This window comes from Shewanella litorisediminis (genome assembly GCF_016834455.1).
GTDB lineage: Bacteria > Pseudomonadota > Gammaproteobacteria > Enterobacterales > Shewanellaceae > Shewanella > Shewanella litorisediminis.
On the sequence record NZ_CP069213.1, the window covers coordinates 425,731 to 437,840 of the forward strand.

Consider the following 12,110-nt stretch of genomic DNA (forward strand, 5'->3'; position numbering starts at 1 on the left):
TACTTGCGCCACTGTCACGAATTTGGAATAGACACATGTATCGCATTGGTGAGTTGGCCAGCCTCTGTGAGGTGAAAGCCGATACTCTGAGGTTTTACGAAAAGCACGGCTTGCTCTCGCCCTCCATGCGCAGTGATTCGGGCTACCGTCTCTACAGCCCCGATGATGCCGCCCGGCTCAAGTTTATTTTGCGGGCCAAGGCGGTGGGTTTTTCCCTGAATGAAATCACTGAGCTTTTATCCATCGAGCTGAATAAGGCCGACTGGGCCTGCGCCGATGTGAAGGGCATGGTGGACGACAAACTCGAGCAGGTGAGTACCAAAATCGCTGAGCTGACGGTGTTTCGCGATTCTTTACAGCGTTTGTCGGATGCCTGCTGCGGCGGCCCCGAGAGCGCCGAACACTGCTCCATTTTGGAAGCCCTGGAAACCAATCGTCAGGTGCGCCCGGAACATCATGGGAACGCACAGCATAAGGGTGATGATTCATGCTGCTGAATAACTTTCTTCATTTGTTTTTGGAATCCGCCCCCTGGTTACTGCTGGGCTTGTTTTTGGCCGGTATGCTGAAAATGTTTGTGCCCATGGAGTGGATGCAAAAGCAGCTCGGTGGTCACGGCTTTAAGGCCACGGTGAAGGCGGCGTTACTTGGCGCGCCCTTGCCACTGTGCTCCTGTGGGGTTATTCCGGCGGCGGTGGGCCTTCGGCGCAGCGGCGCTTCCAAGGCGGCCACCACCTCGTTTTTGGTGTCGACTCCTGAGACCGGCGTCGACTCTGTGACTGTCTCCTATGTTTTGCTTGGCCCCTTTATGGCCATAGTACGCCCCATCGCCGCCGTGACCAGCGCCATAGTGGCAGGCCTGCTGGTGGGCCGTGATGAAGATGAGCCGGAGAGCAGATCTCAATCAGCGGAAAAGCCGCCAGAGAAGCTGTCTGAGAAACCTTCTGATAAGCCAATGGCCCAGGCCGCCAAGCCTGCCATGAGCTTCAAACCGGTTGCGGCAAACAGCCCACTGATGACGCCAACCGGCGCCAAGCTGTCTGGCGCGCCGGCGGTGAGCTTCAAACCAGCTACCGAAAAAACGGCGGCAAAGACTGGCGGAAGTTGCTGCTCCGGCAAAGTCGAAGCTGAGCCCAAGCCCGAACCCAAGCAAGAATCCTGCTGCGCGCCTAAGGCGGTTGCGGCTTCCTGTTGCGACACCGAGGCGCCTGCTATGGAAACGGCTTCTTGCTGCAACACCAAGGCACCAGCGGTTGAGACGAAGACATCAAGCTGCTGCGCTTCTTCATCCACATCCTCATCCAGGGCACAATCAGCGGATGCCGCCTGCTGCGGCAGCACTCAACAGCATGGCAAGCAAAACGATAAGCCTGTCTCTGTGATTGAGCGGATCTGGGACGGCCTGGTGTATGCCTCAAACGATTTGGTGCGTGATACCGCCATCTGGCTGCTGATTGGTCTTTTCTTTGCCGCCTTGGTGCAAACCTATGTGCCGGCAGACTTTTTGGCTCAGTGGGGCAATGGCATTCTCGCCATGTTGGTGATGGTGGTGGTGTCTATCCCCATGTATATCTGCGCCACGGCATCGACCCCGATTGCGGCGGGATTGCTGCTGGCCGGTGTGTCACCCGGCGCCGTGCTGGTGTTTATGATGGCAGGCCCTGCCACCAATATCGCGACCCTGGGGGTGGTGACCAAGGAGCTGGGTAAGCGGGCGCTGTTTGGCTACCTCGGCGGTGTGCTGGGTGTGGCTTTGGTGTTTGGTGTGCTGGTGAACTATCTGGTCGCCACCTTCGGCTTTGAAGTGGCGCCGCAGATTGGTGAAGAGCACTCGATGCTGCCAGACTGGCTGGTGGCCTCATCCGGGTTGCTGCTTGCCTTTCTCATGGGGCGGGTGCTGTGGCAAAAGCTGCCCCGCAAACAAAAAACCGGCAGTTGCTGCAGCTAAGGTTCACCGCACAGCATCACAAGGCCCCGCGTCAGCGGGGTTTTTTTGTTTCTGCTTGTGCCATTAAGGCGATGTGAACTTGCCGTTGGTTATTGTATTTGTTTACAAAATAGACTTGTTTTCCCTGCATTGGCGTTGAATGATGTGGGGGCTCCTGCGGTAACGGACTGACCTTATTACAAAGAGGGATACACATGAAAAAGACCCTACTGGCACTCAGCATGGCCACGTTGGCGGTGGCTGGTTGCCAATCGACCCAATCCAATCAGGGGGCGGATACAGCGGCTGTTGCCAATTCAGCCAATAGCCAGGATGCCGCCACAGCCAAGCAGCCCTACGCCAAACCCTTGCTGCTGGCACACCCCAGGTACGATGCCAAAACCTTTTTTGATACCACGTCTTACACGGGCTCAAGCATTTCTGCCGATGGCAGCGCCGTGCTGGTGGGGTCGGATGAGTCGGGTATCTACAACCTGTATCGCCTTAGTTTGCTCGATGGCAGCAAAACCCAGCTGACCAACTTTGAAGACAGTACTTTCCCTGTGCGCTGGTTCCCTGAAGATGACAGGGTCTTGCTCAGTAAGGACAAGGGTGGCAATGAGCTTAACCACCTGTATGTGCTCGAGCTGGATGGCAGCGTGAAAGACCTCACTCCGGGGGATAATACCCGGGCAAGCTTTGCCGGATTCAGTGGCGACGGCAAGGTGTTTTATGTGCAGACCAACGAGCGCAATCCCAAGTTTATGGATTTGTATCGTTACGATGCCAGGACCTATGAGCGCACCCTGGTCTTTCAAAACGATGAAGGCTATTCATTGGGGGATATAGACCGCAGTGGCCGCTTTGTGGCGCTGAATAAGTCGGTCAGCAATAAAGATATCGACATCTATCTGCTTGACCTTCGCAGCCGTAGCCTGAAACCCGTGCTGGTAAGTGAACCGGGGCTTGAGGCCGCCGAGGCGGTATTCAGCTTTTCCCACGATGGCCGAACCCTCTATTACGGCAGCGATGCCAAATCCGAATTTAACGAGGTGTGGGCATACGATATCGCCTCCGGCACCCGTAAACCTGTTGCCAGTCATGATTGGGATGTCAGCTATTACGGTTTTTCGGACAGTGGTCGCTATCAGGCTATGGCGGTGAATGCCGATGCCAGCACCAAGGTCACCATTACCGATACCCAAACCGGCAAGGCACTGGCGTTGCCGCCTTTGCCACCGGGGGATTTCCGTGGCGTAAGTTTTTCCAAAGACGATAAAACCATGGTGTTTTACCTGAATTCGGATATTTCACCGTCTGAGCTGTATGTCTGGCAGATAGGCGAGCCTTCGGTAAAACGTCTCACCAAGGCCCTCAGTCCTGCCATGGACAGCGCCAATCTGGTGCCTTCTGAGGTGGTCAGGTTCAAGAGTTTTGATGGCCTCGAGATCCCTGGTCTCCTGTATCGTCCCAAGCTGGCACACGCCGCCAGTCCGTCACCCGCGGTTATCTACGTTCACGGCGGTCCGGGTGGTCAGAGCCGCAGCGGCTACAATCCGACAATCCAACATCTGGTCAATCACGGTTACGTGGTCTTTGCCATCAACAACCGTGGCAGCTCGGGCTATGGCAAAACCTTCTTCCATCTGGACGACAAAAACCACGGCGATGGCGACCTGAAAGACATGGTGTGGGGTAAGCAATACCTCCAGAGCCTGGATTGGGTGGATAAGGATCGTATCGGCATCATGGGTGGCAGCTACGGTGGCTACATGGTGGCCGCAGCGCTCGCCTTTACCCCGGAAGAGTTCAAGGTGGGGATAGATATTTTCGGTGTCACCAACTGGGTACGAACCCTGAACTCCATCCCGCCCTGGTGGGAGAGTTTCCGTAAATCGCTGTACGACGAGATGGGCGACCCAGCCACAGATGCCGAGCGTCACAAGGCCATTTCACCCCTGTTCCATGCAGAAAAAATTGTGCGGCCTCTGATGGTCATTCAGGGCGCCAATGACCCCCGCGTGTTGCAGGTGGAAAGCGATGAGCTGGTGGAAAAGGTACGTGCCAACGGTGTGCCGGTTGAGTATGTGCTGTTCGATGACGAAGGCCATGGCTTTACCAAAAAAGCCAATCGGATCACGGCATCTGAGGCGTATCTCAAGTTTTTGGATACCTACCTCAAACCCTGAAGCTAAACCCATCAAAAAAGGCACTCATTGAGTGCCTTTTTTATGGGATAAGGCCAACGCCTTACTTGCTTTTTTTACCCAGGTTTTCAACCTTTCCGCTGCTGACCACTTGCTTTTTGGCCTGTTTGGCGGCGCGCTTTTCCTTCATGGATTTTTGGGGCTGCTTTTTCTGATCTCTGCTCATGGTGGCTTCCTGCGTTGATGTGAACTTTTGCCAGGACGTTTTTTGTTCGGCAAGAACCAGAATAGAGAATTGAGCTGGGAGCAGATAGATTATTTTAAGCTAAGCCAACGTTGCTTATATCAAGAAACACTAGTCTGTCGGACTGGTCTAATCGGGATACAAAAAAGCCCCTGAAACAGGGGCTTTGGGCGCTGATTATCAGCTGGCGGGAGTAAAGTCACCGGGGAAATGGCGAGTTGTGGTTTCGCCTTTGGTCACTGTTACATCCTGCTCATCGGCATGGATGAAGAACGGCATTTCCACGTCGGTTGGCGAGTTGTCGGCTTCAGGATCGTCGTTCTGGGCAACACAGGTGTAACCCAGCGCGTAATCGCCTGTGACTACGAAACCAAATTCGTAGTCATGACCGGTAACAACCTCTTCGGCATTGGTGATTTCGTTTACGCGGGCAACGGCCAGCGGAGCCACCATGGGTTCGGTAACCGCTGGGCGGATGTCACTCATGTTGTCCAGTAGAGTTGCGGCGGGGTAGAGGTACACGGCGGGGGCAAACTCGCTGCCACCGGCGGCAGTTTCACAGGCCGCCATCAGCTCGTCACTGACCTGGCCGCTGATGTTGCCAACTTCGGCGCGGTTTACCAGTTGCACTGAGGTAGGCTTCAGGGTCCAGTAGTCTTTGTTGCCATGGGGCGCCTGGATGCCACGGGCGAGATCAAACTCGGCCACGTAATCGTTGGCACCGGCTGCAATGGTGAAGGCCTTGTTGAAGAACAAGCGTCCAACTGATTTGTCCTTGTCTATATCTGCGTCTCCGCAACTTTCTCCTACACTATTGGTTACCAGTCCTTTATCAATTCCGTCTTTAGTTTTAACAAAGGAACTGGCGGTATCTACGGTTTCGCTATTTTCCATGTAGATACACATCTGGTATTCGCCAACCGGTACCTGAACGCCTTCCACCAGCGTTTCGGCTGAGCTGCCTTGAAACGCCAGCAAATCCACCTGCTGGGTGACAATAAACGGAAAAGACTCTCCGCTATTTTTGTTTTTCAGGACAACCTGTTTGAAGGCGATATTCACCTGGGTTGCATCGGCTGGGTTGTCAGAAACGCCCAGACTGAAGCTGCCCATCTGAGGTTGTGGATTTGAGTCATTGTCACTGCCACCACAGGCTGCGAGTAGCGAGGTCAGGGTGACGGCGATAAGCGTTTTGGTTAGTTTCATGTTGCACCTTTTTGTTATTCAGAGTTCCATTTTCCCTGTTATTGAGGTTGCCTTCTTCCATGTTCCCCCAGGCCCCGAGTTTCAGGGCATGCCTAACAGGATAAGCTTTTGTACGGTAAACGCAATTAATAGCCACGCTAACTGTATGGGAATAGGGCTGGGCGAAGTCAGGTGGTTCAAACAGCTGAATGTCAAATTGGGCTACTAAATGCTGATAAATACCCGGTAGCCAGCGATAAAGAGGGGCTTTTAGGGTAGGGAGGTGGATTCTCGCCTGGTGCATGGGGGCGCATTTCAACACAGGAATCGGCTTGCCGGTGGCTATGCCAACCCCCCGGAATGAAATCCTCCCATACCGCGCCTCAACCTGGAACGCAGGATTGGCGCTTACCTCCATCGCGGGGCTGCACGGTGTCGGCGGTGGTGATAGACTGGCTGCGTTCAATCACCCGGAGACCCCAATGATCCGCTGGCAAACACAGGCTTTTGCCGACCTCGATACCCTGACTCTGTACCGTTTATTGAAACTCAGAGTTGATATTTTTGTGGTAGAGCAGCATTGCCCCTATCCCGAACTCGACGAAAAGGACTTGCATCCGCAGGCGATGCACCTGCTGGGTTGGCAGCAAGAAAAGCTGGTGGCCTACGCACGCATACTGCCGCCGGGACTCAGTTACCCGCAAGCCAGTATTGGCCGGGTGGCGGTGGAGGAATCGGAGCGGGGTGCTGGTGTGGCCAGAGCGTTAATGAACCAAGCCATATCGCTTGCCCTCGAAGCCTGGCCCGATGCGGGCATTCAAATTGGAGCTCAGGAATACCTGCAGGCCTTTTATACCTCACTTGGCTTTACGCCTGTCTCCGCCGTTTACCTTGAAGATGGGATCCCCCATCTGGATATGCGCTTTCATCAAAGGACATGAATAGATGACAAACTATGTGATAAATCGTCGCCAACTGGTGTGTGTGGCAAGCTTTTTAGCGTTTCCAGGTAAAGAAGAAGCCCTGATTGAGGCCCTGGGGGCGCTTATCCCCGATACCCGTCGTGAAGTGGGTTGTATCAGATACGAGTTGAATCAAAGCCGCGACGAGCCAAGACGCATCACCTTTATTGAAAAGTTCGTGGATGTGGAGGCTTTTGACAGCCACTGCGCCAAGGATGCCATTCAGCACTACTTTCATCAGCAGATGCCCGAGCTGGTGGAGTCTTTTAAGGTGGAAACCTACCACGAGATCATCGTCTGAGTCGGTTGAGATTCGGCCACAGGCCGCAGTCGTAGAGCAGATGCAAAAAAGCCCCGGGTGAGGGGCTTTTTTAATGCTGAAAAGCGGCGGTAGTTGTCATTTATTGGCCGCGCAGCACTATCTGCGGATTGGTATCCAGCTCGCCATCGGCAGTGAGGGCAGCCAGCTCCTGATCCTGAGCTATCACCGCCAGTGGGCCCCGCGGCATGTTGCGCACAAACAACAACCGGAATCCCCAGGCCTGTAAGCGGTAAAAACTCATTTTTTGTTCAGCCGTCATTATGTTCCAATGCTGCTGAAAAGTCGGTGCGCTCCCTCGCCTGTCTTGCTCCACCAATGCGGTTTGATTCATCATGACTCGCCTTTTAAAGGTGAAAACTGGCATAGCTGGCGCGCATTTTAACAGCAGACGTGTGGTTAAAATTTGCGCTGGCGCATATTTGTAAGTATTTCTTATGACTAAATAGTCAGAGGTTCCTGTTCATGCTCAATTACATAGCTCCGGTATTTCGTCCTCCCTCAGAATGGCAATCGCTGATCCTGCAGGTGACAAACGGCTGCAGCTATAACCGTTGCCGCTTTTGCGACATGTACACTGCCGAGCAAAAGCGTTTCCGTGCCTTTAAAGAAGACAAAATAGAAGCTGACTTGAAACGGGCCGCCGCGTCAGGCGTGCCCATCAGAAGGGTGTTTCTGGCCGATGGTGACGCCATGACATTGCCATTTTCCCGCCTCGAAGCCATTTTGCTGCTTATCCACAGATACTTGCCCGATGTGAGCCGGATAAGCAGCTACTGCCTGCCAAGAAACCTCAGTAACAAGTCGGTAGAGCAGCTTGTTCGCCTCAGAGAGTTGGGGCTAAGCCTGATGTATGTGGGCTGTGAGAGTGGTGATGACGAAGTGCTGGCCCGTGTCGATAAGGGCGAGACCTTTGCTTCTTCGCTGGCGGCGCTGGAGAAAATCCGCGCTGCAGGAATGAAGTCGTCTGTGATGATCTTAAATGGCTTGGGCGGTGAGGAGTTGTCTCATCAACATGCCATCAATTCCGCCCGACTCATGAATGCCGCCCAGCCAGATTATTTGAGCACCCTGGTGGTCACGCTGCCCCTGGGCAAGGCACGCATGGACGAAGGCTTTGATAAGGACTTTCGCTTGCCCCAGCAGCGCGGTCTGCTCAACGAAATGCATACCCTGCTGACGCACCTTGAGTTGACGCAGACAGTCTTTCGCTCGGATCATGCCTCTAACTATTTGGTACTCAAGGGCGTTCTGGGGCGGGACAAAGACAAGTTGTTGTCGCAGGTGCGTCTGGCGCTGGACGAGCCGGGAGCTGTGCCGCTCAGGCAGGAATGGCAGCGTGGGCTGTAAGGCGCCCAGAAGGCGCCTCTGGCCAGCTTATTCACCGATAAGGTGCGCTTCCCGGCTAAGGGATGGGATCCTGATAGCAGCGGCTTTCAGCGCCCCGTGAATCGCCTGATGGGTGATGTATTTGTCCTGAAAGTAGCTCTGGGTAGGCAGCCAGTATCTGAGGCCAATTTCAATCCCCAGATTGTTAAACCCGTTAATCCCCACTTGGGGAGGCTGCTCGGCATGAAGCTTTCCGCTGGCGAGTAATGCATTATTGACCAAGGCGATAACGGCCTCGGCATCCTGGTCATAGCAGATGTTGAATTGGCTTTCTACCAGCTTGTATTCAAAGGAGTTATGCAGGATTTCTCCCACGATGTGCTTGTTGGGAATGCTGATCTGCTCGCCTTCCTCATTGGTGAGAATTGTCATGCCAAGCATGATGTCTTTCACCACCCCGGTCACACCGCGCACGCTGATGGTGTTACCCACGGCAAAAGGGCGGGTCACAATGATGGTGATCCCGGCGGCATAGTTTGACAGCATCCCCTGAATGGCCAGACCGGCTCCCAGCGAGGCGGCGCCTATGGCTGCCACCATGGGGGTGACGCTAATCCCCAGCTTACCCAGGGCGACTATGGCCACCATGATGATAATCAGAATGCGTACCAGATGGGTCACAAAGCTGGCGAGGGTGATGTCGACCCGATACTTTTCCAACTGCTTGTTGACCATGCCGGCGACCCTGGCTGCAAGCCAGAGGCCGAGCAGAAAAATAATCAGGGCGCCAACCAACTGAAAACTGTACTGCACCAAAAACTCGGTGATGAGGTCATAGACGTTTTGCAGCTGGGCCAATTCCTGTTGCAGTCCCTGCTCCAGACCTGTGTTATTCATATTTCCTCCGCGGCTTCCTTAACTTGCCGATGAATTCACCCTGAGGTATCAACATCTGCTTCAAATATCCTGACATTTTGCCTGTTGGGGATGGGAAATAGAATGCCTGTGTGGCGTCTGCAGAAAGAGGCCGAGTTCGTATCAACCCAGTTTCAGGCTCAGCATACTGATGGCGCCCATGGTCAACTGGTTGTTGAACAGGGCTCTGGGTTCATCCGGGTAACCTGTGCCCAACACGTAAAAGAGTGGCCTTAAGTGTTCATCTGTGGGGTGGCAGAGTCTGGCGGTATCGCCATCAACCAGATTGGTGTAATTCAACACGGCGTCATCAGCCTTATCCAGCAGCTTTTGGCCGATAGCCCCATTAAACGCGGATGCCCATGGATAAGCACCATCGCCCGCAACCAGTGCCCGCAGGTTATGCACCGTATTACCTGAGCCGATAATCAGCACGCCTTGCTCCCTTAGCGTCCGTAATGCCCGTCCTGTGCCATACTCTTGTTCTGGCTTAAGTTGCATGTCCAGGCTCAGCTGCAATATCGGAACATCTGCCTCAGGGTACAGATGGACCAGGAGTGACCAGGCGCCGTGGTCCAAACCACGCGTTTTATCCAGACTGCAGTTGGGCAACAGCGTCGCGATTTGCGCAGCAAGCTCAGGCGCACCCGGCGCCGGGTACTGCATGGCATAGAGCGTATCGGGAAAACCGCCAAAGTCATGAATGGTTTCGGGCTTTGGGGCGGCAGTTACCAGGGTGCCCCGGGTATTCCAGTGGGCGGAAATCATGAGGATGGCCCTGGGTTTGGGCAGCGTTTGCCCCAGTTCGCGCCAGCTTTGGCTGATTGGGGTATGTTCAAGGGCATTCATGGGGCTGCCGTGGCCGAGAAAAAGCGCGGGCATAGGTAAGCGGGACATCAGGACTCCATCGGTGGGTTTGTTGGGTCAGCATAATCCGGCAAACCCATGAGGAAAATTGCAAAATTTTCGTCAAAACTGCTCAGAAAATCGAACAGTAAAAGAGGTGTCCAAACTTCGACTTAACCATTTGATTAAATTGGTAAAAAAATGCATTTTTTGGAGTGGAAAAAGAGTGGAATAAAAATTTGCTTTTATGGCATAAAAATTCGTTGCATCTTCAGCGAAAATAGCGTCTACTTCGCACGTTTTTTACCATCACATTGACGCCACCCACTCGGGCGAAGCACAGGAGAACCAAGGTCAATGAGCCAGTTTCAATCTATTGACGTTGCTGATTTTTATGATAATGAAACCTTTGCGCGAATTCAGGAATTCGCCAAAGACAAGGCAACCCCTTTTGTGGTGATTGATACCAATATCATCGCGAAGCAATACGATGACATGGTGACTAACTTCCCCTTTGCCAACGTTTATTATGCAGTGAAGGCCAATCCCGCCAAGGAAATCCTGACACTGCTGAAAGACAAGGGCTCCAACTTTGATATCGCCTCCATCTATGAGTTGGATATGGTGATGGCAGTCGGTGTGACGGCTGACCGCGTCAGCTTTGGCAATACCATCAAAAAACGCAAAGATGTCCGCGCCTTCTATGAGCGTGGTGTGCGTTTGTTTGCATCTGACTCAGAAGCTGACTTGCGCATGATTGCCGAAGAAGCGCCGGGTTCTAAGGTTTATGTACGTATCCTGACGGAAGGCTCGCAAACCGCAGACTGGCCGTTGTCACGCAAGTTCGGCTGCCAGAACGAAATGGCTTACGAGCTGCTGGCACTGGCGAAAGAGCTGGGTCTGGATCCCTACGGCATTTCCTTCCACGTGGGTTCTCAGCAGCGCGATATCGGCGCCTGGGATGCGGCTATTGGTAAGGTGAAGGTACTGTTCGATCGTCTGCGCGAGGATCACGGTATTGTGCTGAAGATGATTAACATGGGGGGCGGTTTTCCGGCCAACTACATCGACAAGACCAATCAACTCGGTGTATACGCCCAGCAAATCAAACACTTCCTTAAGGAAGACTTTGGTGATGAGCTGCCTGAAATCATTCTGGAGCCCGGTCGCTCACTGATTTCCAATGCCGGCGTGCTGATTTCTGAAGTGGTACTTATCAGCCGTAAATCTCACACCGCGCTGGAGCGTTGGGTATACACAGATGTGGGTAAATTCTCAGGTCTGATTGAGACCATGGATGAAGCTATCAAATACCCCATCTTCACCGAAAAGAAGGGTGAGCTGGACAAGTGTGTGATAGCCGGACCAACCTGTGACAGTGCCGACATCATGTATGAGCACTATGCCTATGGTTTGCCGTCGGATCTCGCCATCGGTGACCGCCTGTACTGGCTGACAGCCGGTGCTTACACCACCACTTACTCGGCGGTGTGTTTCAACGGTTTCCCTCCACTTAAGGATTACTACCTGTAATCATTGGTTCAGGCGAAACGGTAACGCAAAAAGAAGGGTGCCATTCAGGCACCCTTTATTTTTGAAGCCAGCTGGCAGTGTGACATCAGTTGTCGTATGACTTGAGGATCTGTTGCAGTTCCTCTTTCAAATGCAGCTTCTTTTGCTTCAAAACTTTTAATTCTGGGGTGGCATCACTGGAAAGATGTTTTTCCAACTCCTTTACTTCTTTATCCAGCTCGTTGTGCTCGTTGAATATTTTTAAAAAATGCGCATCTTCGGATTTTAATCTGGTAATCAAGTCCCGGTATTCTGGAAACATCTACTCTTCCTTCTGCTGTGCGTTTTTCATGGGTCTGAATTAACCCTACGCCCAGTTACAGGGGATAAAAGTGATCTGGATCACTAAGTCGCCATTTTGGTTATATATTATTGAATTTAAATTAATTTATTAATGATTTTCTTGCTGGCATTACCTTCGCTTTGGGCTTCTCTTAATCCATCATTTGGGCAATGGCGTATCACCCCATGGCTGCTATCTTAATAGTCAGAACAGGTGCGTCAGGCACTGCAAAGTGGCCCTTCGCACACCAGCACGTCACAGAGACGGGTTTGTAACCTTATTGGTAATTGGATTACGGTATTTTCGATAAGGCTTGGCGGAAATTTCGTGATCCAGTTAACCTTATCCGCTTCGATACTAGGTTAAAGTCGAAGTTATTAG

General features: G+C 52.9%; 13 protein-coding genes. 7 read left to right on the top strand and 6 right to left on the bottom strand.

Features of this window, described 5'->3' with window-relative positions:
* Positions 1-35: 35 nt before the first annotated feature.
* The 3 genes from zntR to JQC75_RS01920 all read left to right on the top strand — a co-directional run bounded on the left by zntR (position 36) and on the right by JQC75_RS01920 (position 4,116).
* Complete coding sequence (gene zntR, locus JQC75_RS01910) at positions 36-497, top strand: Zn(2+)-responsive transcriptional regulator (protein ID WP_203325826.1); 462 nt, start codon at positions 36-38, stop codon at positions 495-497.
* A complete protein-coding gene (locus JQC75_RS01915) occupies positions 488-1,948 on the top strand; it encodes an SO_0444 family Cu/Zn efflux transporter (RefSeq protein ID WP_203325827.1) in 1,461 nt (486 codons plus the stop codon). The genes zntR and JQC75_RS01915 overlap by 10 nt, the downstream gene beginning before the upstream one ends.
* A 194-nt stretch (positions 1,949-2,142) precedes the next feature.
* A complete protein-coding gene (locus JQC75_RS01920; RefSeq protein ID WP_203325828.1) occupies positions 2,143-4,116 on the top strand; it encodes an alpha/beta hydrolase family protein in 1,974 nt (657 codons plus the stop codon).
* A 61-nt stretch (positions 4,117-4,177) separates the two neighbouring features.
* On the opposite strand, the gene JQC75_RS18970 is transcribed toward JQC75_RS01920, so the two are convergent.
* Positions 4,178-4,300 carry a hypothetical protein gene (locus tag JQC75_RS18970; RefSeq protein ID WP_275403201.1) on the bottom strand — a complete coding sequence of 41 codons (123 nt, stop codon included), beginning with the start codon at positions 4,298-4,300 and terminating at the stop codon, positions 4,178-4,180.
* 198 nt (positions 4,301-4,498) lie between these two features.
* On the bottom strand, positions 4,499-5,524 hold the full coding sequence (locus JQC75_RS01925) for a DUF4382 domain-containing protein (RefSeq protein WP_203325829.1): 1,026 nt from the start codon (positions 5,522-5,524) through the stop codon (positions 4,499-4,501).
* 464 nt (positions 5,525-5,988) lie between these two features.
* Here JQC75_RS01925 and JQC75_RS01930 point away from each other — a divergent pair, with 464 nt between their 5' ends.
* The gene (locus tag JQC75_RS01930) at positions 5,989-6,444 is read left to right on the top strand and encodes a GNAT family N-acetyltransferase (protein ID WP_380796754.1); all 456 of its coding nucleotides are present in this window, start codon (positions 5,989-5,991) and stop codon (positions 6,442-6,444) included.
* A gap of 4 nt (positions 6,445-6,448) precedes the next feature.
* Positions 6,449-6,766: a putative quinol monooxygenase gene (locus JQC75_RS01935; RefSeq protein ID WP_011758525.1), complete on the top strand. Its 318-nt coding sequence runs from the start codon at positions 6,449-6,451 to the stop codon at positions 6,764-6,766.
* 100 nt (positions 6,767-6,866) lie between these two features.
* Here JQC75_RS01935 and JQC75_RS01940 read toward each other — a convergent pair whose 3' ends face one another.
* Positions 6,867-7,046, bottom strand: coding sequence for a hypothetical protein (locus tag JQC75_RS01940; protein WP_239002064.1), 180 nt, complete (start codon positions 7,044-7,046; stop codon positions 6,867-6,869).
* 203 nt (positions 7,047-7,249) lie between these two features.
* Between JQC75_RS01940 and JQC75_RS01945 the strand changes: the two genes are divergently transcribed.
* Positions 7,250-8,134, top strand: coding sequence for a radical SAM protein (locus tag JQC75_RS01945; protein ID WP_203325831.1), 885 nt, complete (start codon positions 7,250-7,252; stop codon positions 8,132-8,134).
* A gap of 27 nt (positions 8,135-8,161) precedes the next feature.
* Here JQC75_RS01945 and JQC75_RS01950 read toward each other — a convergent pair whose 3' ends face one another.
* Together JQC75_RS01950 and ygiD are read right to left on the bottom strand one after the other, a co-directional pair.
* On the bottom strand, positions 8,162-9,010 hold the full coding sequence (locus JQC75_RS01950) for a mechanosensitive ion channel family protein (protein WP_203325832.1): 849 nt from the start codon (positions 9,008-9,010) through the stop codon (positions 8,162-8,164).
* A gap of 141 nt (positions 9,011-9,151) precedes the next feature.
* The gene (gene ygiD, locus JQC75_RS01955; protein WP_203325833.1) at positions 9,152-9,925 is read right to left on the bottom strand and encodes a 4,5-DOPA-extradiol-dioxygenase; all 774 of its coding nucleotides are present in this window, start codon (positions 9,923-9,925) and stop codon (positions 9,152-9,154) included.
* A 306-nt stretch (positions 9,926-10,231) separates the two neighbouring features.
* On the opposite strand from ygiD, the gene JQC75_RS01960 reads away from it, so the two are divergent.
* Positions 10,232-11,407, top strand: coding sequence for a type III PLP-dependent enzyme (locus JQC75_RS01960; RefSeq protein WP_203325834.1), 1,176 nt, complete (start codon positions 10,232-10,234; stop codon positions 11,405-11,407).
* A gap of 85 nt (positions 11,408-11,492) precedes the next feature.
* Here JQC75_RS01960 and JQC75_RS01965 read toward each other — a convergent pair whose 3' ends face one another.
* A complete protein-coding gene (locus JQC75_RS01965) occupies positions 11,493-11,708 on the bottom strand; it encodes an HP1242/YdcH family protein (RefSeq protein WP_203325835.1) in 216 nt (71 codons plus the stop codon).
* Positions 11,709-12,110: the final 402 nt, after the last annotated feature.

What these genes read in the sequence shown, in the direction of transcription:
- zntR (WP_203325826.1), top strand. Translation starts at nt 36, where the DNA reads ATGTATCGCATTGGTGAGTTGGCCAGCCTCTGTGAGGTGAAAGCCGAT.
- JQC75_RS01945 (WP_203325831.1), top strand. Translation starts at nt 7,250, where the DNA reads ATGCTCAATTACATAGCTCCGGTATTTCGTCCTCCCTCAGAATGGCAA.
- JQC75_RS01960 (WP_203325834.1), top strand. Translation starts at nt 10,232, where the DNA reads ATGAGCCAGTTTCAATCTATTGACGTTGCTGATTTTTATGATAATGAA.
- JQC75_RS01965 (WP_203325835.1), bottom strand. Translation starts at nt 11,708, where the DNA reads ATGTTTCCAGAATACCGGGACTTGATTACCAGATTAAAATCCGAAGAT.
- JQC75_RS01950 (WP_203325832.1), bottom strand. Translation starts at nt 9,010, where the DNA reads ATGAATAACACAGGTCTGGAGCAGGGACTGCAACAGGAATTGGCCCAG.
- JQC75_RS01920 (WP_203325828.1), top strand. Translation starts at nt 2,143, where the DNA reads ATGAAAAAGACCCTACTGGCACTCAGCATGGCCACGTTGGCGGTGGCT.
- JQC75_RS01940 (WP_239002064.1), bottom strand. Translation starts at nt 7,046, where the DNA reads ATGACGGCTGAACAAAAAATGAGTTTTTACCGCTTACAGGCCTGGGGA.
- JQC75_RS18970 (WP_275403201.1), bottom strand. Translation starts at nt 4,300, where the DNA reads ATGAGCAGAGATCAGAAAAAGCAGCCCCAAAAATCCATGAAGGAAAAG.
- JQC75_RS01925 (WP_203325829.1), bottom strand. Translation starts at nt 5,524, where the DNA reads ATGAAACTAACCAAAACGCTTATCGCCGTCACCCTGACCTCGCTACTC.
- ygiD (WP_203325833.1), bottom strand. Translation starts at nt 9,925, where the DNA reads ATGTCCCGCTTACCTATGCCCGCGCTTTTTCTCGGCCACGGCAGCCCC.
- JQC75_RS01915 (WP_203325827.1), top strand. Translation starts at nt 488, where the DNA reads ATGCTGCTGAATAACTTTCTTCATTTGTTTTTGGAATCCGCCCCCTGG.
- JQC75_RS01935 (WP_011758525.1), top strand. Translation starts at nt 6,449, where the DNA reads ATGACAAACTATGTGATAAATCGTCGCCAACTGGTGTGTGTGGCAAGC.